We start from the raw sequence: 23,082 nt of genomic DNA on the forward strand, positions 1-23,082 counted from the left end.
ACCCTCCGGTAACCGGAGGGTCAAATCATCCGCGGTACCTTCCGATCACCTTGGTGAAGTCCCAGGGGTTCTGGGAGATGCCGGAGCAGCTGTCGGCGCTGCCGCCGGTGCAGGGGCGGTCGCGGTTGACGGACCAGAAGGTGAAGCGGGCCAGGTGGTGCGCCGAGGCGTACGCGAGGTTCGACTCGAAGTCGGACAGGTTGACGCGCTCGCCCGCGTTGTCGGTGAGGCCGTTCATCGACGAGATGCCGATCCTCCGGTACGCCGCGTCGTCGCTCAGCCCGTACGCCGCCTTGACCGCGTTCTTGAGCCCGTCGGCCGCCTGCTGCGTCAACGCACCCATGTTGGTCGAGCCGCCGCCGAAGTCGAACGGCATGATCACCCAGCCGTCCAGGTTCAGCCCGGACGCCGCACCGCGGTTGATCAGGTCCAGCCCGTTCCCGTCCGGCCCGGTCTGCGTCGTACCGAACGTCAGGTACGTCGTGATCCCCGGGTTGTTCTGCTCGACGATCTTCAGCGCGTCGACGACCTTCTGCCGGACCGCGGCCTGGGAGAACTCCTGGTCCTCGATGTCGATGTCGATCGCCTTCAGCGACAGCGCGTTGATCACCTTCTGGTACGCCGCGGCCAGCTCGCTCGCCGTACCGCAACTCTGCCCGAGCTTGTTCCCGGACCACCCGCCGAACGACACCACCACGTCGCCGCCGTTCGAGCGGATCGTGTTGATCGCCTGCTGATCGGCCCCACCGGTCAGCGCGCGTGCGCCGTCCCACTGCGGGTTGCAGTACCCGTTGGACAGGATGAACGCCATCGTGAACCACTTCACCCCGGTCGCGTTCATCACGGTCGCCGGGTTCGGCGGATCACCCCAGCCTTCGTACAGGTACGGCGCCGCCGCCATCGGCGCACCGCCCGTACCGCCGTCCGCGGCCGGCACGTTCCACTTCTGGTTGGCGGTCCCCGCGCAGGTCCACAGCTGCAGCGGCGTGCCGTTGGCGGAGTTGTTGCCCGTGACATCGAGACACTTGTTCGCCTGCGGGTTCACGAGGTCGTGCCCCGAGGTGTACGTCCACTGCTGCGCACCTGACCCGTTGCACGTCCACAACTGCACCCGCGCACCGTCCGCGACGGAACCACCGGACACGTCGAGGCACTTGCCCAGCGCCCGCAACGTCCCGTCACTCGACCGCGTCCATTGCTGGGCGTTCGTGCCGTTGCAGTCGTAGAGCTGCACCTGCGTACCGTCGGCGCTGTTGGCCGCAGCAACGTCCATGCACTTCCCGGCCAAGCCGGTAACGGCACCTGTGGCTGCTTCTGCCGGCGAGGCAGACAGCAGCAACCCGCCACCCAGCACCAACGCCGCGGCGGCGGCAGCTACGCGCCTCACGACACGATCCACTTCTGGTTGGCCGTCCCCGCACACGTCCACAGCTGCAGAGGAGTGCCGTTCACAGAATTGTTGCCGGTGACATCAAGACACTTGTTCGCCTGTGGATTCACCAGATCTCTCCCGCTCGTGTAGGTCCATTGCTGCGCAGCCGACCCGTTGCACGTCCACAACTGGACGCGTGCGCCATCGGCGACCGAACCGCCAGAAACGTCAAGGCACTTGCCGAGCGCGCGGACAGTCCCGTCACCAGGACGCTGCCACTGCTGGGCGGCCGTACCGTTGCAGTCGTACAGCTGTACCGCCGTACCGTCAGCGGTCGCAACACCGGCAACGTCCATGCACTTTCCGGCCAGCCCAGTGATCTGCCCAGCGCCACTACCAGTGCTCTGCGAGCCGGACCAGGTGAACGTCGCGGACGTCTGCGTCGGCAGCGTGTAGACGAACGACTGCGAGCCCCAGTTCACCCGCACGGACTGCGAGCTGCCCGTCGTGTTGTAGGCGATCAGCGCCTTCGAACCGTCGGGGTTCTTCCACGCGACGTTCTTGACCGAGCTGTTCGCGGTGGAGTCGATCCGCAACGCTCCGGGCTTCACGAACTTCGTCAGGTGGCCCATCGTGTAGTACTCGACGGTCTTGGTGACCTGTCCCCGCTGGCTGTCGTTGCGGTGCACGGTGACGAGCCCGGTGCAGACGTTACAGCCGGCGCCGACGTACGGCAGGTGGTTCTCATCGAGCGCGATACCCCACTTGACCCACGACTTGTCCCAGTTGCGGGTGTAGTCGATCAGGTTGTTCATGTCCTCGGTCTGCTGGTTTCCGATCCAGGTACCGCCGGAGTGCTCGGTCATGTACGCGTTGACCGACGGATACTGGTTATGGATCTGCGTCTGCAGGTTCACGTCGCCGCCGTACCCGTGCCAGGCGATGCCGCCGAAGTTCGGGTCACTCCGCAGCGCCGCGTCGGCAAGCGGGACCGAGCCGAGGTCGTTGTAGTTGCCCCAGTTGTAGTCGAGGATCAGGACCTTCGTCGTGAGTCCGGCGGCGTGCAGTGCGGGCAACAGGTTGTTCTTGGTGAACTCGAGCAGCCCGGACCCGTTCCAGTTCATCGACGCGTACCCGGTGCTGTCGGTACCGCAGCAGGTCGGCTCGTTCTGCACCGAGACGTAGTCGATGTGGTTGCCCTGGGCCTCGTTCTGCTGCAGGTACTTGACGAAGTACTGCGCGTACATCGGCGCGTACTCCCACTTCAGCCACCCGCGGTGCACGAAGTCGTTGTTGTCCTTCATCCAGGCGGGTGCGCTCCAGGGTGAGCCCATCACCTTCAGATTCGGGTTGAGTTGGCGCGCCTGCTTCGTGAGCGGTACGACGTCCGCCAGGTCGTGCTGGATGCTGAAGTCGTTCAGGTCGCAGCACGTGTCGTCGTACGAGTAGTTGAACCGGGCGAGGTCGGACGCGCCCATCGGGTTCCGGACGAAGGACAGGCCGATCCCGTTCACCGGGTCGAACAGGTCCTTCATCACCTGGTCCCGAGTGGCGGCCGAGATCACGCCGCTGCTGTTCAACAGCCACGCGGAGCTGTCCGCGAACGACGCACCGCCGCCCTCGAAGGACTGGTACGTCGTGTTCTCGTCGACCGTGACGGTCTGGTTCGCGGAGCCGCCGGCCTGGCCGAAACTGACCGGGGTCTGCTGCTGCAGTCCCCGGGTCACGTTGCGGCCGCCGGAGTCGTTGGTGGTGGTCAGCCAGACGTTGACCTGCTCGCCGGCGGCCTGGGCCGGTGCGGCGGTACCGAAGCCGAGACCGGCGGCGGCCACGCAGAGCGCAGCGACGACGGGCGGCAGGAAGCGTTTCATGGGGGCGGTTCTCCCTTGTTTCAAAGGAAGTCATGACGGCGTCTGCCCGCGCCGCAACTGATGGTCACCACGAGAGAACCATCCGTACACAGCCCTGTCAACGGCCCGCGGAGACTTTTTTCAGGTCGTTGAATTAGTCCAGGGCTTGACGTGGGAGCGTTCTCACGGCACGCTGCGGCGCACATCCACCCTCATTCAGACGCCCCCGAAATGAGGTACATCAATGAAGCGTTCCCGCTTGCTCGCGCTCGTCGCGATCGGTGCCGTCGCGGTCGGCACCGCCCTCCTCCAACCGGCCGCCAGCGGCCACCAGCAGGCGTCCGCGGCCCAGACCGCGACGGTCTGGGAGGACAACTTCGACGGCCCGGCCGGCCAGGCCCCCGACCCCGCCAAGTGGCGGTACGACATCGGCGGTGGCGGCTGGGGCAACAACGAGCTCGAGTACTACACCAACTCGACCCGCAACTCGGCACTGGACGGCAACGGCAACCTGGTGATCACCGCCCGGCAGGAGAGCGGCGGCTTCAACTGCTGGTACGGCCCCTGCCAGTACACGTCGGCCCGGCTGCTCACCGCGCAGACCTTCACCCAGACGTACGGCAGGTTCGAGGCCCGGATCAAGATCCCCCGCGGCCAGGGCCTCTGGCCCGCGTTCTGGATGCTCGGCGGCACCAACTGGCCGAACGACGGCGAGATCGACATCATGGAGAACATCGGCAAGGAGCCGGCCACCGTGCACGGCACGATCCACGGCCCGGGATACTCCGGCGCGAACGGGATCGGTGCCGCGTACAACCATCCGAACGGCTGGTCGTTCGCCGACGACTTCCACACGTTCGCGGTCGACTGGGCGCCGGACTCGATCACCTGGTCCGTCGACGGCGTGCAGTACGAACGCCGGACGCCGGCCGACCTCGGCGGCAACACCTGGGTCTTCAACCACCCGTTCTTCATGATCATGAACGTGGCGGTCGGCGGCGGCTGGCCGGGCAATCCGGACAGCACCACGGTGATGCCGCAGACCATGACGGTCGACTACGTCCGGGTCACCACGCTCGGCAGCAGTTCGAGCGGATCACAGATCACCGGCCTGGCCGGCAAGTGCCTGGACGTCGCCGCCGCCAACTCCGCCGACGGTACGCCGGTCCAGCTGTACGACTGCAACGGTACGAACGCCCAGCAGTGGACGCGTCCCGGCGACGGGACGATCCGTGCCCTCGGCAAGTGTCTCGACGTGAACGCCGGCTCGCTCGCCGACGGCGCCAAGGTACAGCTCTGGACCTGCAACGGAACCGGCGCGCAGCAATGGACCTACAGCTCCGCGCACGACCTCGTGAATCCACAGGCGAACAAGTGCCTCGATGTCACCGGCAACAACTCCGCGAACGGCACACCCACACAACTCTGGACCTGCGCCGGCACAGCCAACCAGAAGTGGATCGTCTAACGGACAGCGCCTCCGTCGCGCAGTAGCCGTACTACGGGGAGGGTCGCGGCGCCGAGGGCAACGGCGTCGCGACCCAGTTCGCACAGCACGATCGACACCTGCGCGTACGGCCGGCGGAGCGCGTGCTTGCCCACTTCGGCGCGCAGCGTGTCCAGGTACTTCTCCCCCAGCAGCAGCCCGGCCCAGCCGCCGAGCACGATCCGCTCGGGATTGACCAGGTTCACCAGGTTCGCGAAGCCGGCCGCCAGGTAGCCGATCGTGTCGGCCACAACAGTTGTCGCAGGCTCCTCGTCCGACTCCAGGAGCTCAACGAAAGCAGCCTCTTCGTCTTTGACCACAGTGCCGCCGGCCAGCCGATACCTGTCCAGGACGCCTTCCGCGCCGACGTACGCCTCGAGGCAGCCGAGCGCCCCGCAGCGGCACTGCCGACCGTCGTACACGATCGTCATGTGGCCCCACTCCCCCGCGCTGCTGCGGGCGCCGCGGTAGCTGGATCCGCCGGCCACCAAGGCGGATCCGGCCCCGGAGCCGACCAGCGCGACGACCGCGTCGGTCGCACCCCGCCCCGCGCCGAACCACATCTCCGCCTGGCCGAGCATGTTCGCGCCGTTGTCCACATGCACCGGAATGTCGGTGCCCTCGGCAAGCATCGAGGCCAGCGGTACGGCGTCCCAGCCGAGCGTCTGGGCGTCCACGACCGCGTTGTCCTCGACCACTCCGGACACCGCCACGCCCAGCCCGAGAACCTGCGAAGGCTGTACGCCGGACGACGCGATCACGGTCGAAAGCCCTTCCAGGACGTGCTTCACGACCTCCTCGGGTGTCGGCGAGCTGATCGGGTGGTCGGCCCGGGCGAGCACGTTCATCGCCAGGTCGAACAGCTCCACCCGGACCCGGGTCTCCCCGACCTCGGCGCCCACGACGTACCGGAAGGTCGGTGCCACCCGCAACAGCACCCGTGGCCGGCCGCCTTCGGACTCGACCGACCCGGCCTCCTCGACCACTCCCTCGGCGATCAGTTCCGCGACCAGGTTGCTCACACTCGCGGCGCTCAGCGACGTCCGGACGGTCAGCTCCTGGCGGCTCAGCGGGCCCTCGCGATAGATGCTGGTGAGGATCACCGAGCGGTTGGACCGGCGCATGTCGCGCACCGTGGTCCGGCGTACTTCCATCCTCGACCTCACACCGTGATTGACACAGCCGGCCCCGCGCAGGCCGCTCGCCCCGAGTTCATCACGTCGCCTGCGGCGGCGGAAGATCCCCCTTCTTCCAGGTCGTGAACTAAGACGCGATTCGTTACCGCTCCGTGATTGACGAGCCCTCCCCGGCTCGGCTTTCATCTACGGAACCGCTTCCGAAACCGGTTCCGACAATTTCCGGCAAGCTCCGGCCAGTTCAGCCCCGACCGCCCGAGGGGAGTCAGCGTGTCGATCACGATCGCCGATGTCGCGCGCCGTGCCGGCGTCAGCAAGACCACCGTGTCGCGCGTCCTCAACGGCAAGGGCGAGCTGGACCTGCGGACCGCCGAACGCGTCCGGCAGGTGATCGAGGAGCTCGGGTACGTGCCGAGCGCCCGCGCCGTCGGACTGGCCCGCGGCCGGACCCGGATCGTCGGGATGCTGGTCCCGTCACTCACCTGGCCGTGGATGGGCGAGGTGCTGCAGGGCGCCGTCGACGTGGTCGAGAGCGAGGGCTACGGACTGCTGCTGTTCACCTTCAACCGGGGTGCGGAATCCATGCAGCAGTTCGCGTCCCAGGTCTCGTCGCAGTCCTTCGACGGCCTGCTGGTGATCGAACCCGAGGGCACCCTCACCTACATCGAGCAACTGCACGCGCGCGGCCTGCCGGTGGTCCTGATCGACGATCGCGACCACCGCCCGCAGTTCCCGTCCGTTGCCACCACCAACTACGCCGGCGGCGAGTCCGCCGCCCGGCACCTGCTGGAGCTCGGCCGCCGGCGACCGCTGGTGATCACCGGCGTCGAACGCTTCGGCTGTACCCGCGAACGCCTGGACGGTTTCCGCGACACCTACGCGGCGGCCGGCATCGAGCTCGACCCGGGACTCGTGCACGAGGGCGACTTCACCTACGAGAGCGGGCGCCGCGGCGTCCAGCGGGCACTCGGCGAACACCTCGAGTTCGACGCCGTGTTCGCGCACAACGACCTGTCCGCCGGCGGCGCGATCCAGGCCGTCCGGGAGACCGGCCGGAACGTGCCGGGCGACGTGTCCGTGGTCGGTTTCGACGACATCCCGTACGCCGGGCACACCGAGCCGCCGCTGACCACGGTGCATCAGCCGATGCGCCAGATGGGCCAGGCCGCCGCCCGGATGCTGATGGGGTACTTCGGCGGTACGCCGCTGCCGGACGCCCCGCAAGTACTGCCGACGACGCTGATCGTCCGCAGTTCAACCGCCCCGAAACTCAGGTCCCACTAGAACTCCGGCGGCGGGGCAGCTGCCCCTGCTCCGTCGCCGGCGTACTCGCTCGAACGGTTGTGAGCTCTTCCCATGAGAGCGCTTTCACGCCACTATGCACTGGCCCACCGGCTCAGGGTGGGCCATCCGCCAACGGAACACAGGAGGAACCGATGCGAGCACGACGCACGGTCTCGCTGGCCCTGACGGGCCTGCTCGCCGCAGCCACCCTGGCTGCTTGCAGTAACGGGGACGGGAAGGCCGCCGGCAGCAGTTCGGGCAGCGGCGCGACCGTACTGAACATCGGCATGCCGAACGGTCCGCAGACCCAGAACAACAACCCGTTCCTCGGCTCCTCCGCGGGTGCCTCGCTCGGCTACCGGTGGATGATCTACGAGCCGCTGGTGATGATCAACGGGATCAAGCCGACCGAGCCCGGCAAGCCGTGGCTGGCGACCGAGTGGAAGTGGGACGCCAACTACACCAAGCTGTCGTTCACGATCCGCGACGGCGTGAAGTGGTCGGACGGCCAGCCGCTCACCGCGGAGGACGTGGCGTACTCGTTCCAGCTGCGCAAGGACCACGACGCGCTGAACACCGACGCGATCCCGTACGGCACGATCACCGCCTCCGGCAACAAGGTGGACCTGACCTTCACCCGGTCCCAGTTCACCAACCAGAACAAGATCCTGACCGTGTTCGTGGTCCCGAAGCACCAGTGGTCGATGATCGCCGACCCGACCCAGGACACCCTGAAGGATCCGATCGGCACCGGCCCGTACACGGTCAAGTCGTTCACCCCGCAGACCACCACGCTGACGCTGCGGGACTCGTACTGGCAGGACCTGCCGAAGGTCAAGGAGCTCCGGTACACGTCGTACAACGACAACAACGCGCAGACCACCGCGCTGGCGAACGGCTCGTCCGAGTGGAGCTTCGTGTTCGTCCCGAACGTGAAGGCCGTCTACCAGGACAAGGACCCGAAGAACCACAAGCTCTGGTTCCCGGCGAACCTCGGCATCCACGGCCTGTGGATCAACACGACCCGCAAGCCGTTCGACAACCCGGCGCTGCGCCGCGCGATGAACCTGGTGATCAACCGCGACGACATCTTCAAGCAGGGTGAGGCCGGGTACTTCTACCCGAAGGTCGAGTCGATGACCGGCATTCCCACCCCGGCCGGTGAGTCGTTCATCGCGCCGGAGTTCAAGGGCAAGAACCACTCGGTCGACGTCGACGGGGCGAAGAAGGAGCTCACCGACGCCGGCTTCAAACTCGACGGCGACACGCTGAAGGACCCGACCGGCAAGCCGGTGACGATCACGCTGACCGACCCGGCCGGCTGGTCCGACTACATCACCGACCTGGAGATCATCAAGGACAACCTGTCCACGATCGGCATCAAGGCGACCGTCGACAAGGCCAACCAGGACGCGTGGTTCAAGAACATCGACACCGGCAACTTCGACGCCGCGATGCACTGGACCAACGGTGGCGCGACGCCGTTCGACATCTACCAGAACATCATGGACGGCAAGATCCTGAAGCCGGTCGGCAAGGGCGGCGTGAGCGGCAACTACGGGCGGTTCAACAGCCCGGAGGCGACCAAGGCACTGGACCAGTACGCGAACGCCGCCGACGACGCGACCCGGACCGCCGCGCTGAACACGCTGCAGAAGATCATGGTCGAGCAGATGCCGATCATCCCGACCTCGGCGTCCAACGTCGGCGGCCTCTACAGCACCAAGAACTGGGTCGGCTGGCCCGACGAGCAGAACCAGTACGGGCCGGCGCAGCCGACCCAGCAGAACGCTCTGCAGATCATCCTGAACCTGAAGCCGGCCGGCAGCCAATGACGGTCACCGAGACCGAGGTGGTGCTGGAGGCCGAGGGTCTCACCAAGCACTTCCCGGTACGGCGGGGCGTGCGCGACCTGTTCAGCCGCGAGCACAAGGCTGTGCACGCGGTCGACGACGTCGAGCTCACGCTCCGCCGCGGCCGGGTGACCGCGCTGGTCGGCGAGTCCGGTTCGGGCAAGTCGACCGTCGCGCGGCTGATGGCGCAGCTGTACGGGCGGACCTCGGGTGAGATCCGCCTGCACGGCGAGCCGGTCACGGTCCGCGGGGGCCGGAAGTTCCGGGCGTACGCGCGCAAGGTGCAGCTGATCTTCCAGGACCCGTTCGCCTCGCTGAACCCGACGCACACCGTGCGGTACCACCTGACCCGGTCCTTGAAGATCCACGGACGTGAGGGGGACCTCGAGCAGAACCTGCGGTCGTTGCTGGAGCAGGTCCAGCTCACTCCCCCGGAGCGTTACCTCGACAAGTTCCCGCACGAGCTGTCCGGCGGTCAGCGGCAACGCGTCTCGATCGCCCGCGCGCTCGGCGCCGACCCCGAGGCGTTGCTCGCGGACGAGCCGGTGTCGATGCTCGACGTGTCGATCCGGCTCGGCGTCCTGAACCTGCTCCGGGACCTGAAGGAGCGGCTCAACCTCGCGATCCTCTACATAACCCACGACATCGCGTCGGCGCGGTACTTCGCCGACGAGACGCTCGTGATGTACGCGGGGCGGATGGTCGAGGGCGGCGACTCCGAGACCGTCACACAGCACCCGGCGCACCCGTACACGCGACTGCTGATCGAGAGCGCGCCGGACCCCGACCGGCTCGGGCAGCTGAGCACTCCGGAGGACCAGGCCGGCGGCGAGCCGCCGAGCCTGATCGCGCCGCCGGGCGGCTGTCGGTTCAACCCGCGCTGCGTGCACGCGATGCCGAAGTGCTCGACCGAGCTCCCGCCCCGCTTCGAACTGCCGGCCACCGGCCACTGGGCCGCCTGCTGGCTCTACGAGGAAGGAACGGCGAGATGAAGTTCCTCCTGCAGCGGCTGGCGTTCTACGTCTTCACGGCGTGGGCGGCGCTGACCATCAACTTCTTCATCCCGCGGCTGATCCCGGGCGACCCGGTGACGTCGCTGATCAACAAGTTCCAGGGCCAGCTGAGCACCGACGCGATCCACTCGCTGTACGTGCTGTTCGGACTGGACAAGAACGCGTCACTGTGGAGCCAGTACGTCGACTACTGGGGCCAGGTGTTCCACGGCGACCTCGGGCTGTCGTTCACGTTCTTCCCGACACCGGTTTCGGAAATCCTGAAACAGAGCCTGCCGTGGACGATCGCGCTGGTCGGCATCACGACGTTCGCCAGCTTCCTGATCGGTACGTCGCTCGGCGTGATCGCGGGCTGGCGGCGCGGCTCGATCATGGACGGGTTGTTGCCGGTGACAACGTTCCTGTCCTCGATCCCGTACTTCTGGCTCGGCCTGCTGGCGATCGCGGTGCTGGCCGGTCCGGACAGCTTCTTCCCGTCCTCGGGCGGGTACGAGCCGGGTCTGGTGCCGTCGTGGAGCTCCGGCTTCATCGGCAGCGCCGTACAGCACAGTCTGCTGCCGGCGATCACGATCCTGATCTCGTCGGTGAGCGGCTGGATCCTGACCATGCGCAACATGATGGTGACGGTCGCGTCCGAGGACTACATCACCGTCGCCCACGCCAAGGGCCTGCCGGAGCGCCGGGTGATGGTCAGCTACGCGGCCCGGAACGCGCTGTTGCCGAACGTCTCCGGGTTCGCGCTGTCGCTCGGCTTCATCGTCGGCGGCACGCTGCTCGTCGAGATCGTGTTCTCGTACCCGGGCATCGGCTACAACCTGTTCCAGGCTGTCGGCGCCAAGGACTACCCGTTGATGCAGGGCGTCTTCCTGGTGATCACGCTGTCGGTCCTGGTCGCGAACCTGCTGGCCGACGTCGCGTACCTGCTCCTCGACCCGCGCACCCGGAAGGAGGGCTGATGACCGCCACCATCACCGCGGTGACTCCCACGACCGTGGCTCCGGCCAAGCGCCGGCGGCTGCGGTTCGTCGCGAACCCGAAGGCCGCGACCGGCCTGGTCGTCCTCGCGTTCTTCTGCCTGATCGCGATCATCGGGCCGTGGATCGCGCCGTACGACCCGTCCGCGCGCAGCGACGACCTGATCCAGGCACCGTCCGGGAAGCACTGGTTCGGCACGACCCACCTCGGGCAGGACATCTTCAGCCAGGTCCTCGTCGGGACCCGGGGCGTGATGTTCGTCGGGCTGCTGGCCGGGCTGGTCGCGACCGCGTTGTCGATCCTGATCGGGGTCAGCGCGGGCTTCCTGGGCGGGGCCGCGGACGACGGGCTTTCCGCGCTGTCCAACGTCTTCCTGGTGATTCCGGCGCTGCCGCTGATCATCATCGTCGCGTCCACGATCCCGTCCGCGGGTGACCTGATGGTCGCCCTGGTCATCGGGTTCACGTCCTGGGCGTGGGGTGCGCGGGTGCTGCGGGCACAGACGTTGTCGCTGCGCCGCCGGGACTACGTGGAGGCGGCCCGGGCGACCGGTGAGAGTACCTGGCGGATCATCACGTTCGAGATCATGCCGAACCTGACCGCGATCATCGCGTCCGGTTTCGTCGGCACGGTGATCTTCGCGGTGATGTCCGAGATCACGCTGGCGTTCATCGGCATCTCGACGATCTCCGAGTGGAACTGGGGCACGATCCTGTTCTGGGCGCAGTCCCAGCAGGCGCTGGCCCAGGGCGCCTGGTGGTGGTTCGTCCCGGCCGGACTGGCGATCGCGATCCTGGGTACGGCGCTGTCGCTGGTCAACTTCGGCATCGACGAGTTCGTCAGCCCACGGTTGCGGTCGAGCGGTCACACTCGCATCAAGACCAAGGACGGGCACTCGGTCCGGATGCGGGTCGGATTCACACCCGTGCTGTCGTCGTCGCGGGAGCCCGTGACCCCCGTCGTACGGCGGCGTGAGGAGGAGGTCGCGTGAAGACGCCCGTACTGGAGATCAAGAACTTCCACGTCGACTACGGACTCGGCGACGAGGCCGTGCAGGCTGTGCGAGACGTGACGCTGACGTTGCATCGGGGCGAAGTACTCGGGCTCGCCGGCGAGAGCGGCAGCGGGAAGTCGACGCTCGCGTACGGCGTGACGCGGCTGCTCCCTCCCCCCGGGGTGATCAGCGGCGGGGCGGTCGTCTACCACCCGCCGTCGGGCGATCCGTACGACGTGATGGCGCTGACCGACGCGGAGCTGCGGAAGTTCCGCTGGGCGGAGACGTCGATCGTGTTCCAGGGCGCGATGAACTCGCTGAACCCGGTGCACAAGGTCTCCACCCAGATGCTCGACGTGATCAAGGCCCACGAGCCCGACCTGTCCGCCCCGGCCCGGACCGCCCGGGCGCAGGAGATGCTCAAGCTCGTCGGCATCTCCGCGGACCGGATGGACGCGTACCCGCACCAACTGTCCGGCGGCATGCGGCAGCGGGTGATGATCGGCATGGCGCTCGTCCTCGAGCCGCAGGTCGTGATCATGGACGAGCCGACCACCGCCCTCGACGTGGTCATGCAACGCCAGATCCTCGCCCAACTGGTGGAACTGCGCGAACGGCTCGGCTTCTCGGTCCTCTTCATCACCCACGACCTCTCGCTGCTGGTCGAGTTCTCGGACCGGATCGCGATCATGTACGGCGGCCGCATCGTCGAGGAGGCCCGGTCCGCCGACCTGTACCGCGACTCGCTGCATCCGTACAGCGAAGGCCTGTTGCGCTCCTTCCCGGCATTGCGGGGAGAACGGCGCGAACTCTCCGGCATCCCGGGTTCGCCACCCGATCTGCGCGGCATGCCCACAGGCTGCTCCTTCCACCCGAGATGCCCGCAAGCCTTCGACCGCTGCTCCGTGGATATTCCTGTCCTGGAGGTCGCCCGCAACGCTCCCGACCGCTCCGTCGCCTGCTGGCTCCCCGGCCGCACCGCCTAGAAAGGCACCTATGACCCTGCCCACGGGACTCCCCGCCACCTTCCGCTGGGGCGTCGCCACCTCGGCGTACCAGATCGAAGGCGCCGTCGAAGAGGACGGCCGCACCCCCTCCATCTGGGACACCTTCTGCCAGGTACCGGGCGCGATCGACAACGCCGAGACCGGCGACGTCGCCTGCGACCACTACCACCGGATGCCGGCCGACGTCGCCCTGATCAAGGACCTCGGCCTGGACACGTACCGGTTCTCGGTCGCCTGGCCGCGGGTGCAGCCCCGCGGCAAGGGCCCGGTCAACCCGGCCGGCATCGGCTTCTACGACAGGCTGGTCGACGAGCTGCTTGCCCAGGGCATCGACCCGTGGGTGACGCTGTACCACTGGGACCTGCCGCAGGAGCTGGAGGACGCGGGCGGCTGGCCGGTGCGGGACACGGCGTACCGGTTCGCCGAGTACGCGATGCTGGTGTTCGACGCGCTCAAGGACCGGGTCGACACCTGGACCACGCTGAACGAGCCGTGGTGCTCGGCGATGCTCGGCTACGCGTACGGCGTACATGCTCCGGGGCGGCGCGAGTACCCGGCGGCGCTGGCCGCCGTACATCATCTGCTCCTCGGCCACGGGCTCGCGACGTCGCAGATGCGCGAGGCGTCACCGCGCAAGCTCGACATCGGGATCACGCTGAACGTCGCCACGGCGTACCCGGCGTCCGACGCCGCACCCGACGTCGACGCCGCGCGCCGGGCGGACGGGATGGGGCGGCGCCTCTACCTCGACCCGCTGGTCAAGGGCGAGTACCCGGCCGACGTCGTGGCGGACCTCGCCCGCGAGGGCGTGACGCTGCCGGTCGAGGACGGCGACCTGGCGATCATCTCGTCGCCCATCGACGTCCTCGGCGTGAACTACTACTTCAGCCAGAAGTTCACCGGGTACGCCGAGGACGGCAGCACCACCGACGCCGACGGCAAGCCGGTGAGCCGCGACGTACCGCTCGGCAAGCCCCGCACCGCGATGGACTGGGAGATCGTCCCCGAAGGCTTCACCGACCTGCTCGTCGGTATCGCCCGCGACTACCCCGGCCTCCCGATGGTCATCACCGAGAACGGCTCCGCCTTCGAGGACGTCCCCGACCCCGACGGCTTCGTCGACGACACCGACCGTACGGCGTACTTCACCTCGCACCTCACCGCCGTCGCCGACGCCGTCGCCCAAGGCGCCGACATCCGCGGCTACCTCGCCTGGTCCCTCCTGGACAACTTCGAATGGGCCTACGGCTACGCCAAACGCTTCGGCATCGTCCGCGTCGACTACGAAACCCAGACCCGCACCCCGAAGGCCAGCGCCACCTACCTGAAGGAACTGGCAGCTCGATGCCGCGCGAGGTGAGGACCGGATCCTGGCGATCCGGGCAAGTTCATGACGGGGCTTCCGCGAGGCGGATTTCGACGCCGAGGTCTTCGGCGCGTTTGCGGGTGTCTTCGGACAGGTCGGTGTCGGTGATGATCACGTCGAGGTCCTCCAGGCTGGTCACCTGGAACTTCGACGTGGTGCCGTACTTCGTGCTGTCCGCCAGGAGGACCGTGGTGGTCGCGGACGCCATCGCGGCGCGTTTGAGTTCCACCTTGTCGAGCGTGGGTGCGCTGACGCCGCGCGACACGCTCCATGCTCCGGTGCTGAGGAAGAACAGGTCCAGGTTGACCGCGGAGAGGGTCGCCGCGGCCAGGCTGCCGCTGCTCGACGCACTCTCCTTGTCGACCGCCCCACCGGTGTGGATCACCTCGATGTCCGGTACGTCGAACAGCGCCGTCACCGCGTAGAAGTCGTTCGTGACGACGGTCAGATCGCGCCGCCCGCCCAGGTACGCGACGACCGACTCGCACGTCGTCCCGGCATCCAGATAGATCACCATGCCGTCGGCGATCAGCTCGGCCGCGGCCGCGGCGATCGCCCGTTTGCGCGGCAGTTCGAGGACGGCGCGCTGCCGGCGTTCCTGCGGTGGGACCTGACCGGCCGTCCCGACCAGCCGGACGCCACCCTGCACGGACACGACCTGCCCGGCCGCCTCCAGCGCCGCGATGTCCCGCCGGACGGTCATGTGCGAGACGCCGAGGTGGTCGGTCAGCGCCCGCGTGCTCAGTACTCCGTCCCGCCGCAGCAACTGGAGCACGCGCTGGTGCCGTTGCTCCGGAATCAGTGGTCCCGTGCTCTCCATGAACAGAACTTAACAGAACTTCACATCGCCCGTTGACGGATGTTAATCGCTGAAATAATCTGTGAAACCATGTTCACAAAGTTGAAACGACTTCAGGCCATCGCCGACACAGGCGTGATCCTGATCGTCCGGCTCGACGACGCCGAGGAGGCCTACCAGGTCGCCACGGCGGCCGTCGCGGGCGGCATCCGGGCACTGGAGATCACCTACTCCGTCCCGAACGCCCTGCGAGTCATCGAGCGACTCACCGCCGAGAACCCGGACGTCGTCGTCGGCGCCGGGACCGTGCTGGACGGGCATTCGGCGTACGCCGCGATCCAGGCCGGCGCCCAGCTCCTGGTCAGCCCGAACCTGAACCCGGACATGCTCGCCGTCGCCAACCGCTACCAAGCTGTCTCGGTCAGCGGCGCGTTCACGCCGACCGAGATCGTGAACTCGGCCGAGGCCGGCGCGGACCTGGTGAAGCTGTTCCCGGCCGAGGTGCTCGGACCGCAGTACGTGAGATCCGTTCTCGCTCCGCTCGCCCACATCCCGGTCGCTCCGACCGGCGGCGTCACGCCGGAGAACGTCGGCGAGTGGTTCGCCGCCGGTGTCTCCGCGGTCGGGGTCGGCAGCTTCGTCACCAAGGCCGAGCACGCACCGGGCGACTACGCGCCGGTGACGGTCGCGGCCAAGACCTTCCTCGCGGCGGTCGATCACGCTCGCGGATGAGCGCCGCACCAACCCCTCCCGGGCCGATCCGGCCTACAGTCTCCCTAGGAGCACCGCCATGCAGGACTCAACGATTCAGACCGGCCCAGCCGCCGCCTCTGCCGACAGCGGGCCGGCGCCCGCGGACCGGCCGACCCGCGTCCGATGGTTCTTCATCGGACTGCTGGTGGTCGGCGGGGTGGTGAACTACCTCGACCGCGGCACTCTCGGCGTCGCGAACACGACGATCGCCCAGGACCTGCACCTGAACACGATCGAGATGGGCGTCCTGCTGTCGGCGTTCGCCTGGCCGTACGCGATCGCCAACCTGCCGGCCGGATACCTGGTGGACCGGTTCGGCGCGAAGGCGATGTACGCGTGGGCCGCCGGCCTGTGGTCGGTGATCACGATCCTGACCGGCTTCGCGCGCAGCTTCTCCTTCCTGTACGCCGCCCGCGTCGCGCTCGGCGTCGCGGAGTCCCCGTTCTTCACGTCCGGTCTCAAGGTCTCGCAGCGCTGGTTCCACAAGGAGGAGCGGTCCCTGCCGCTGTCCTTGATCAACACCGGTTCGCAGATCGCCAACGCGATCGCCCCACCGTTGTTGACCTTCCTGATGTTGACGATGAGCTGGCAGGGCATGTTCATGGTGGTCGGCGCGTTCGGCCTGATCGTGGTCGGAGTCTGGGTCAAGCTGTACCGCAACCCGACGGCCGCCGAAGAAGCCGCGATCAAGGGGCTCGGCGAGGAAGCCGCCGCGGAACAGCAAGCAGCGAAGGGCTCCTGGGGCTCACTGCTCAGGCAGAAGAACACCTGGTTCATGGTGATCGGTGCCTTCGGCATCTTCTACACCGTCTGGGTATACCTGACCTGGCTCCCCGGCTACCTGCACACCAGCCGCGGGTTCAGCCTGACCAAGACCGGCTGGATCGGCGCGCTCCCGTTCCTGTGCGGCATCGTCGGCGTACTGACCGGTGGGCTGATCTCCGCGTGGGCGATCAAGCGCGGCGTCCGGACCCTGACCGCGCGGAAGATCCCGATCGTCGGCGGCGCCGTACTGGCCGCGGCCGCCGTACTGCCGGTGGCGTTCGTCAAGAGCGACGTGCTGAGCATCGCGCTGCTCTGCGTCGGGTACTTCGCCGCGCAGATCCCGATCGGGGTGATCTGGACGCTCGCATCGGACCTCGCGAAGCCGGCGCAGGTCGCATCGCTCGGCGCCATCCAGAACTTCGGCGGCTTCCTGGGCGCGGCGCTGGCCCCGACCGTCACCGGGTTCATCCTCGATGCCACCGGCAACAACTACAGCCTGGTCTTCGTGGTCGGCGGCGCACTGCTGCTGGTCGGCGCGACGTCGTACGGTGTGTTCGTGAAGGACCGTCGTGACTCCTAGAGTCTTCTTCGTGATCGGACCCGCCGGCTCCGGGAAGTCCACCGTGAGCCGGCAGCTGGCCCGACGGTACGACGCGGCGTACCTGGACAAGGACACCGTGGCGACCGCGTTCACCGAGCTTCTGCTCGAGCAGAACGGTTCGGACAAGGACGACCGGGACCACAACGCGTACTACCAGTCGACGATCCTGCCGCTCGAGTACGCGACCCTGCTCCGGCTGTGCGCCGACAACCTCCACGTCGGGCGTTCCGTCGTACTCGATGCACCGTTCGGGCGGTACTTCGGGGATCGTGACTACCTGGTGAACGCGACCACGGACTGGCCGGAGGCCGAGCTGGTCGTCGTCCATGTCACCGCGGAAGGGCACGCGGTCCACGACCGTGTCGCCCACCGTGGATTCCCGCGCGACACCTGGAAGCTCGCGCACTGGGACGAGTTCTGGACCGCAGCCACCAACACCCCGTGCGAGTGGTCCGGCGCCACCCACATCCTGCTGGACAACTCGGCCGACACGCTCGACCTCGGCGGCTTCGAGGAGGCGCTGCACGCGCTTATCGCCTGACGCCTTGTCTTGCTGCAGACTCGTGGGATGAGCCTTCCCGTCATCCCCGCACCTGCCGCGGCCACCACCGGCGACGGCACGTTCACTCTCACGACATCCTCCGGCGTCACCGCACCGCCAGAACTCGAGGCAGTCGCGGCCCGCTTCGTCGCCGCCGTGGAACTGGACACCGGTCTCGCCTTGGCCGGCTCCACGGGCATAACCGCCGAGCTCAGGCCGGTGGACGACGTACCGCCTGCCACCGGCCTGCGCGCCGACGGCTCGGTAAGCGCGGACGAGCGTTACGGGCTGGAAGTTTCGGAGGCCGGCGTGGTGGTGTGGGGTCCCACGCCGGAATCGCTCCACCGCGGTCTCACGTCGCTCCGGCAGCTGATCTCGGCACACGTGCACGACGGTACGGCGGTCCTCCCGGCGGCCCGCGTCGTCGACGGGCCGCGGTTCGCGTGGCGGGGGTTGTCGCTCGACGTCGTACGGACGTTCCACGAGCCGGACGAAGTACGACGGATCATCGACATGCTCGACCTGTACAAGCTCAACGTCCTGCACCTGCACCTGACGGACGACCAAGGCTGGCGGGTCGAAGTACCTTCACGGCCGTTGCTGACCGAGGTGGGGGCGACCGGGGCGATCGGCGACCGCCCCGGCGGGTACTACACCCAGCAGGAGCTGGCCGACCTCGTCGCGTACGCCGCCGACCGGTTCATCACCGTGGTCCCCGAGATCGACATGCCCGGCCACACGGCGGCCGTCTTCAAGGCGTACCCGGAGCTCGGGCCACAGGAGCAGCGCACGATCGAGCTCGGCAACGGCGACAAGCTCCACCTCGGCACCCTCGACCCCGGACGCGACGAGACCTGGACGTTCGTCGAGGACGTACTGGACGCGGTCGTCCCGCAGTTCCCGTCCAGTGTCTACGTACACATCGGCGGCGACGAGACCTGGGGCATGTCCGACGAGGACCACGCCGCCTTCGTCGAGAAGGCCGCCGCACTCGTCCGGGAACGCGGCAAGCGGGTCGTCGGCTGGCAGGAGATCGCCCGCGCGAAGCTCGACCCCGCCGACGTCGTCCAGTACTGGCTGGACCTCGACATCGACAAGATGGGCGAGAACCCGGACGCCCCGACCCCGCCCGAGGACCTCCTCCCGGTCCTGGTCGAGGCCCTCCGCAAGGCCAAGCACGACGCCCCGAAAGCCCTCGAACAGGGCGCCAAGCTGATCGTCTCCCCCGTCACCTGGCTGTACTTCGACCGCCCGCACGCCGACACCTCCGCCGACCCCGAGCAGGAGAAGGCCCGCGAACGGCTCGGTCTCGAGTTCTACGGCGCCGCCTCCCTCGAACACGGCATCTCCTGGGACCCGGCGGACATCGTCGCCGCGGAACAGATCGCCGGCGTCGAGGCCGCCATCTGGTGCGAAACCGTCACCAGCTCCAGCGACCTCGAACTCCTGCTGCTCCCCCGCCTCTCCGGCCTCGCCGAGAAGGCCTGGTCTCACCGGACCACGACCAACTGGCCGAACTACGCCACCCGCCTCGCCCACCAGTCCCCCACGTGGCACAACCGCGACTGGACCTGGCTGAAATCCGTCGAGGTCAACTGGAGCTAGCCGTCCGGAAGATCGCGTTCACCTCCTGCTGCAGCGCGACGTCGTTCCACATCGGGTGGTGCGGCGCCGCGTTGGAGCAGACGATCGTGCCCCACGCGCCGGCCGCGGCGGAGAGCCGGGCAGCCCGGCGGCAGATCTCGGCGCCGACGGGTCCTTCCTCGAACCGGCCGTGCAGCGGGGTGTACCCCACCCATCCCTCGCCGAAGACCAGCGGGATGTCGCGCTGGGCCGCAAGGTCCGCCGCGGCGTCGATCCACAGTTCGAGGACCGACGTCATCTGCGCGGCGAAGAGGGCGTACCGCTCGTACAGCCGGCGATCCCACTTCTCCGGGTCACACCAGTCGTGCACGTAGACCTCTCGCGGCCCGACCACGGTCGCCTCGAGCCGCCACCGGTCCTCGGCCGGCGGTGTCCATTCGCCCAGGTCCGGCGCATCGGCGCGGAGCAGCTCGCGGCGGGCGAGCTCCTGCGGGAACGGACGGCTCGGATCGCGAAGGGCGAACACGTCGAGCAGTTCGTCCAGTACGCCGTACACGTAGGGATGGAACACCGCGACGTCCGCGTTGCGCGGGAATCCACGGAGTTCGCCGACCGGGACCCGCGCGTAGTTCACGGTGACCGGTGTGTCCGGACGGCGCGACTTGAACCGGTCGATACCCCGCTCGAGCGACTCCTGCAGGCCGAGGACGCGCCTGACCGATCCGTCGGGCAGCACATCGGCCAGATAGCCGACCTGCACCTCGTTGTGCAGCTCGACGAACGCGATCCGGTCCGAGAGGTTGCGCTCGGCAAGGAAGTCGACCATGTCCGCCAGGCTGTCGGCCAGCGCGACGGCGCGGTCCTCGGGCGGGACACGACGCAGCGCGTCCCACCACCGCCGGTCCGCCGACATCGAGGAACTCTGCTGGTACTCCCAGCTGGACAGGATGACGTAACAGTCGTGCCGCTCGGCGGCCTGGAACAGCGCGACCAGCTGATCGCGACCGTTCATACCCTTGGACGGTGCCAGGTCGTACCAGCGGGTGCGCTGGCCGTAGTCGCCGCCGAGTCCCTGGAAAGCCAGGTCGTCCGTCGGCAGCCCTGATCCGAAGAGCAGGAAAGGCATCGCGCAGATCCGTACCGTGTTGTATCCACGGTCGACGGCTTCGGCGAACGCACGGTCAAGGTCCTCGAAGACCTGGCCCGGCCCTGTCCTCGTGTACCAGCTGAAGTCCCACAGGGTGATGGTCAACTTCTCGGGGAGGAAGTTCACAGCGATGGCTCCTCTGATCGGACGACGAGACGCGTGAGCGGCTGCGGTACGAGCTGTACCGAGCGCAGCGCCAGCACCTGCGCTGCGGGATCGGCGACGTGTTCGGAGCGGCAGCCGGCGAGCAGCGTGCGCGCCGGTTCGGACACGAACACCGGTGCGTCGCGGTGCCACGGCATCAGCTCGAGCCGCAGGTCGACGGTGTCGCCGGCGACACGGGTCGCGAGCCGGCGCAGGCCGACCTCCCAGCGTGGCCCGTACCAGAACTGATCGGCCACCAGTTCGGACCCGAGGTAGAGCCTGCCGACGTCACCGACCCAGTCGATCTCGAGCAGCGTCTCGCAGTCCTCGGCGATCGCGTCACGCGGGATCGACAGGCCGTACACCGCCGCTGCCGCGAACGCCTCGTCATCAGGCGCCGAGGCCCGCCCGGTGCGCTCGTCGATCGAGGGTTTCCACCGGCCGGCGCGACGCTGCAGGACGGCCCGGAGTTCGCTCGGGGACTGCTCCGGGAGCTCCACCCGCACCACGCCGGCGATCCCGGAAACCGTTGCCTTGGGCACCGGCGTACCGTCTTCCGCGGCCGGCACGACCGGCGGGATCACTCGTAGCGTGACCGGCGCCGGCGAGGACTGCACCTCGAGTCCGTCGTCGGTGCCGATCGCCGGAACGGAACTGATCACCAGCCGGTCCCGGCCGGCCAGCCGTTCGACGGAGGCCTGGCACGACGACTCCTCGTCCAGCACCAGGATCCGGACCGTCGACGTACGACCCGCCAGCTCCACCACGCACTCCGGCCCCGGCGTGAGGTCGCCGACCCGGGTCAGGTCGCCCTCGACCGTGACACTGCACTCCCCCGCGATCTCACCGGCCGACGCCGTCTCGACGTGGAAGCCGGGCGCGACTCCCGCTGTCCGGAAGCAGACCAGCAACGGACCGTCGTCGAGGTCGACGAGCGCCTGGACCTGCGCGGTCAGACCGAACAGTCGTACGCCGCCGACCGTGATCGCCACCGGCCAGGCGAAGTGTTCACCGGAGCGGATCGTGACAGGACGATCCGGTACGACGATCCGCCGGCCGCCCGCCATCACCTCGAACTGCACGCCGTCATGGTCGGGCAGCGTCTCCACGGGCTGGTGGTTGTTGACGAACAGATAGGCGTCGGAGCCGTCGGTCCGCAGGCACCAGCGAAGGTCTCGGGTGTTGGAGGTGTCCGCGGGCGCATCGTCGGGCAGCTGTAGTTCGAGCGGTGCCAGATCCGCGCCCATCGTGCTGAGCCAGTTCGCCTGGCGACGCAGCAGTTCCCAGTGCGGCCGCAGCTGTCCGTATTCACCGATCGGCGCCTGGAAGTCGTAGGTACGCACCGGACAGTCGTTGGGATAACCCGTCGCATGGGACTCCTGGAACGTCGTCTCCTGCCCGATCCGCTGGGTCCCGCCGTGGTACATGTAGAAGCCCTGCCAGACAGACCCGCTGCCGATCTTCACCAGCGAGAGCGCCGTCACGTCCGCAGGCTGGATCCACGGCCTGCGGTGGTACGACGTGTACATCCCGCCGCCCAGCTCACACGTCGCGAAGGGGTACTGCGACACGTCCATCGTCGGCTGTTCCCGGGCGGCCGCGATCTCCTCCGCGTCACGCAGATCCGCACCGATGGAGTCGTCGTCTCTACCGGCGCTGAAGAAGTAGTGTGCGCGGCTCTGCTGCGGCCAGGCGGCGTCGCTGTCGTCCCACGCTGCCTCGCTGTACCCACCGAACAGCGGGAGGACCTCCCGGTCGGGCAGTTGCGCGTGGCCCCATCCGGTCGCCGTCCAGAACGGCGCGTCGATGCCCGCGGCCCGCGCCATCCGTTTCAGCGTCGCCAGGTGCGCCGGGTTGTCGTACAGCTCGTTCTCGACCTGTACGGCGATGATCGGGCCGCCCTGGTCGTAGTGCAGACCGTCGATCTGGGCCGCGATCTGCCGGTACAGCACGTCGACGAGCGCGAGGTACGCCGGATCGTCGGTCCGCGGTACGCAGTCGGCGGCCATCAGCCAGTCGGGGAACCCGCCGTACCTGGCCTCCGCATGTCCCCACGGACCGATCCGCAGGCAGAAATCGAGGCCCGCGTCCCGGCATGCCTCGACGAACCGTCGCAGATCCAGGTCGCCGGACCAGTCGAACTCGCCCCGGCGCTCTTCGTGCAGGTGCCACAGCACGTACGACGACACGACGGTGATCCCGCCGCTCCGGAGCTTGCGCAACTCGGCGGACCACTCGGCGGCCGGGTACCGGCTGAAGTGGAACTCCCCCATCACCGGGATCCACGGCCGGCCGGCCCGCACGAGATATTGCCGGTTGGCACCGAGTTCCTGGTCGCCCATCACGACCGCGTGCTCCCGGCGAACTCGTGCGGTCGCCTTGATCGACCGCACCGTGATCGCATCCGTCATC

At 68.1% G+C, this 23,082-nt stretch carries 18 protein-coding genes; 12 read left to right on the forward strand and 6 right to left on the reverse strand.

Annotated elements, in window-relative coordinates:
* Positions 1-25: 25 nt before the first annotated feature.
* A complete protein-coding gene (locus AB0M51_RS41010; RefSeq protein ID WP_344193469.1) occupies positions 26-1,387 on the reverse strand; it encodes a lectin in 1,362 nt (453 codons plus the stop codon).
* Positions 1,384-3,243 carry a lectin gene (locus tag AB0M51_RS41015; RefSeq protein WP_344193467.1) on the reverse strand — a complete coding sequence of 620 codons (1,860 nt, stop codon included), beginning with the start codon at positions 3,241-3,243 and terminating at the stop codon, positions 1,384-1,386. The genes AB0M51_RS41010 and AB0M51_RS41015 overlap by 4 nt, the downstream gene beginning before the upstream one ends.
* Before the next feature lie 223 nt (positions 3,244-3,466).
* Between AB0M51_RS41015 and AB0M51_RS41020 the strand changes: the two genes are divergently transcribed.
* Positions 3,467-4,690 carry a family 16 glycosylhydrolase gene (locus tag AB0M51_RS41020; RefSeq protein WP_344193465.1) on the forward strand — a complete coding sequence of 408 codons (1,224 nt, stop codon included), beginning with the start codon at positions 3,467-3,469 and terminating at the stop codon, positions 4,688-4,690.
* On the opposite strand, the gene AB0M51_RS41025 is transcribed toward AB0M51_RS41020, so the two are convergent.
* A complete protein-coding gene (locus AB0M51_RS41025) occupies positions 4,687-5,862 on the reverse strand; it encodes an ROK family transcriptional regulator (RefSeq protein ID WP_344193463.1) in 1,176 nt (391 codons plus the stop codon). The genes AB0M51_RS41020 and AB0M51_RS41025 overlap by 4 nt on opposite strands.
* Before the next feature lie 252 nt (positions 5,863-6,114).
* Between AB0M51_RS41025 and AB0M51_RS41030 the strand changes: the two genes are divergently transcribed.
* The 7 genes from AB0M51_RS41030 (at position 6,115) to AB0M51_RS41060 (ending at position 14,330) form a co-directional block, all read left to right on the forward strand.
* Positions 6,115-7,128, forward strand: a complete 1,014-nt coding sequence (locus AB0M51_RS41030; RefSeq protein ID WP_344193461.1) for a LacI family DNA-binding transcriptional regulator — start codon at positions 6,115-6,117, stop codon at positions 7,126-7,128.
* A 152-nt stretch (positions 7,129-7,280) separates the two neighbouring features.
* A complete protein-coding gene (locus tag AB0M51_RS41035) occupies positions 7,281-8,963 on the forward strand; it encodes an ABC transporter substrate-binding protein (protein ID WP_344193459.1) in 1,683 nt (560 codons plus the stop codon).
* Complete coding sequence (locus AB0M51_RS41040; RefSeq protein WP_344193457.1) at positions 8,960-9,973, forward strand: ABC transporter ATP-binding protein; 1,014 nt, start codon at positions 8,960-8,962, stop codon at positions 9,971-9,973. The genes AB0M51_RS41035 and AB0M51_RS41040 overlap by 4 nt, the downstream gene beginning before the upstream one ends.
* A complete protein-coding gene (locus AB0M51_RS41045) occupies positions 9,970-10,950 on the forward strand; it encodes an ABC transporter permease (protein ID WP_344193455.1) in 981 nt (326 codons plus the stop codon). The genes AB0M51_RS41040 and AB0M51_RS41045 overlap by 4 nt, the downstream gene beginning before the upstream one ends.
* Positions 10,950-11,960, forward strand: a complete 1,011-nt coding sequence (locus AB0M51_RS41050) for an ABC transporter permease (RefSeq protein ID WP_344193453.1) — start codon at positions 10,950-10,952, stop codon at positions 11,958-11,960. The genes AB0M51_RS41045 and AB0M51_RS41050 overlap by 1 nt, the downstream gene beginning before the upstream one ends.
* Positions 11,957-12,949 carry an ABC transporter ATP-binding protein gene (locus tag AB0M51_RS41055; protein ID WP_344193451.1) on the forward strand — a complete coding sequence of 331 codons (993 nt, stop codon included), beginning with the start codon at positions 11,957-11,959 and terminating at the stop codon, positions 12,947-12,949. The genes AB0M51_RS41050 and AB0M51_RS41055 overlap by 4 nt, the downstream gene beginning before the upstream one ends.
* Positions 12,950-12,959: 10 nt before the next feature.
* Positions 12,960-14,330, forward strand: coding sequence for a GH1 family beta-glucosidase (locus AB0M51_RS41060; RefSeq protein WP_363754164.1), 1,371 nt, complete (start codon positions 12,960-12,962; stop codon positions 14,328-14,330).
* Positions 14,331-14,358: 28 nt separating this feature from the next.
* Here the strand turns inward: AB0M51_RS41060 and AB0M51_RS41065 are convergent, their stop codons facing one another.
* Positions 14,359-15,156, reverse strand: coding sequence for a DeoR/GlpR family DNA-binding transcription regulator (locus AB0M51_RS41065; RefSeq protein ID WP_344193447.1), 798 nt, complete (start codon positions 15,154-15,156; stop codon positions 14,359-14,361).
* Positions 15,157-15,225: 69 nt separating this feature from the next.
* Here AB0M51_RS41065 and eda point away from each other — a divergent pair, with 69 nt between their 5' ends.
* From eda to AB0M51_RS41085, 4 genes are read left to right on the forward strand one after another with little or no spacing between them, the layout of a single operon-like run.
* Complete coding sequence (gene eda / locus AB0M51_RS41070) at positions 15,226-15,867, forward strand: bifunctional 4-hydroxy-2-oxoglutarate aldolase/2-dehydro-3-deoxy-phosphogluconate aldolase (RefSeq protein WP_344193445.1); 642 nt, start codon at positions 15,226-15,228, stop codon at positions 15,865-15,867.
* A gap of 58 nt (positions 15,868-15,925) precedes the next feature.
* Positions 15,926-17,233, forward strand: a complete 1,308-nt coding sequence (locus AB0M51_RS41075) for an MFS transporter (RefSeq protein ID WP_344193442.1) — start codon at positions 15,926-15,928, stop codon at positions 17,231-17,233.
* A gap of 10 nt (positions 17,234-17,243) precedes the next feature.
* A complete protein-coding gene (locus AB0M51_RS41080; RefSeq protein WP_344193440.1) occupies positions 17,244-17,795 on the forward strand; it encodes an AAA family ATPase in 552 nt (183 codons plus the stop codon).
* Positions 17,796-17,822: 27 nt separating this feature from the next.
* Entirely contained in the window at positions 17,823-19,400 is a 1,578-nt protein-coding gene (locus AB0M51_RS41085) for a family 20 glycosylhydrolase (protein ID WP_344193438.1), read from the forward strand.
* On the opposite strand, the gene AB0M51_RS41090 is transcribed toward AB0M51_RS41085, so the two are convergent.
* Positions 19,387-20,652: a cellulase-like family protein gene (locus AB0M51_RS41090; RefSeq protein WP_344193436.1), complete on the reverse strand. Its 1,266-nt coding sequence runs from the start codon at positions 20,650-20,652 to the stop codon at positions 19,387-19,389. The genes AB0M51_RS41085 and AB0M51_RS41090 overlap by 14 nt on opposite strands.
* The gene (locus AB0M51_RS41095) at positions 20,649-23,081 is read right to left on the reverse strand and encodes a beta-galactosidase (RefSeq protein ID WP_363754171.1); all 2,433 of its coding nucleotides are present in this window, start codon (positions 23,079-23,081) and stop codon (positions 20,649-20,651) included. The genes AB0M51_RS41090 and AB0M51_RS41095 overlap by 4 nt, the downstream gene beginning before the upstream one ends.
* Position 23,082: the final 1 nt, after the last annotated feature.

The organism is Kribbella sp. NPDC051137 (assembly GCF_040682535.1).
Taxonomy (GTDB): domain Bacteria; phylum Actinomycetota; class Actinomycetes; order Propionibacteriales; family Kribbellaceae; genus Kribbella; species Kribbella karoonensis.

Excerpts from the sequence above, each read along its gene's own strand:
- AB0M51_RS41040 (WP_344193457.1), top strand. The coding sequence starts at position 8,960 with ATGACGGTCACCGAGACCGAGGTGGTGCTGGAGGCCGAGGGTCTCACC.
- AB0M51_RS41020 (WP_344193465.1), top strand. The coding sequence starts at position 3,467 with ATGAAGCGTTCCCGCTTGCTCGCGCTCGTCGCGATCGGTGCCGTCGCG.
- eda (WP_344193445.1), top strand. The coding sequence starts at position 15,226 with ATGTTCACAAAGTTGAAACGACTTCAGGCCATCGCCGACACAGGCGTG.
- AB0M51_RS41045 (WP_344193455.1), top strand. The coding sequence starts at position 9,970 with ATGAAGTTCCTCCTGCAGCGGCTGGCGTTCTACGTCTTCACGGCGTGG.
- AB0M51_RS41075 (WP_344193442.1), top strand. The coding sequence starts at position 15,926 with ATGCAGGACTCAACGATTCAGACCGGCCCAGCCGCCGCCTCTGCCGAC.
- AB0M51_RS41025 (WP_344193463.1), bottom strand. The coding sequence starts at position 5,862 with ATGGAAGTACGCCGGACCACGGTGCGCGACATGCGCCGGTCCAACCGC.
- AB0M51_RS41095 (WP_363754171.1), bottom strand. The coding sequence starts at position 23,081 with ATGACGGATGCGATCACGGTGCGGTCGATCAAGGCGACCGCACGAGTT.
- AB0M51_RS41060 (WP_363754164.1), top strand. The coding sequence starts at position 12,960 with ATGACCCTGCCCACGGGACTCCCCGCCACCTTCCGCTGGGGCGTCGCC.
- AB0M51_RS41085 (WP_344193438.1), top strand. The coding sequence starts at position 17,823 with ATGAGCCTTCCCGTCATCCCCGCACCTGCCGCGGCCACCACCGGCGAC.
- AB0M51_RS41015 (WP_344193467.1), bottom strand. The coding sequence starts at position 3,243 with ATGAAACGCTTCCTGCCGCCCGTCGTCGCTGCGCTCTGCGTGGCCGCC.
- AB0M51_RS41065 (WP_344193447.1), bottom strand. The coding sequence starts at position 15,156 with ATGGAGAGCACGGGACCACTGATTCCGGAGCAACGGCACCAGCGCGTG.
- AB0M51_RS41050 (WP_344193453.1), top strand. The coding sequence starts at position 10,950 with ATGACCGCCACCATCACCGCGGTGACTCCCACGACCGTGGCTCCGGCC.
- AB0M51_RS41035 (WP_344193459.1), top strand. The coding sequence starts at position 7,281 with ATGCGAGCACGACGCACGGTCTCGCTGGCCCTGACGGGCCTGCTCGCC.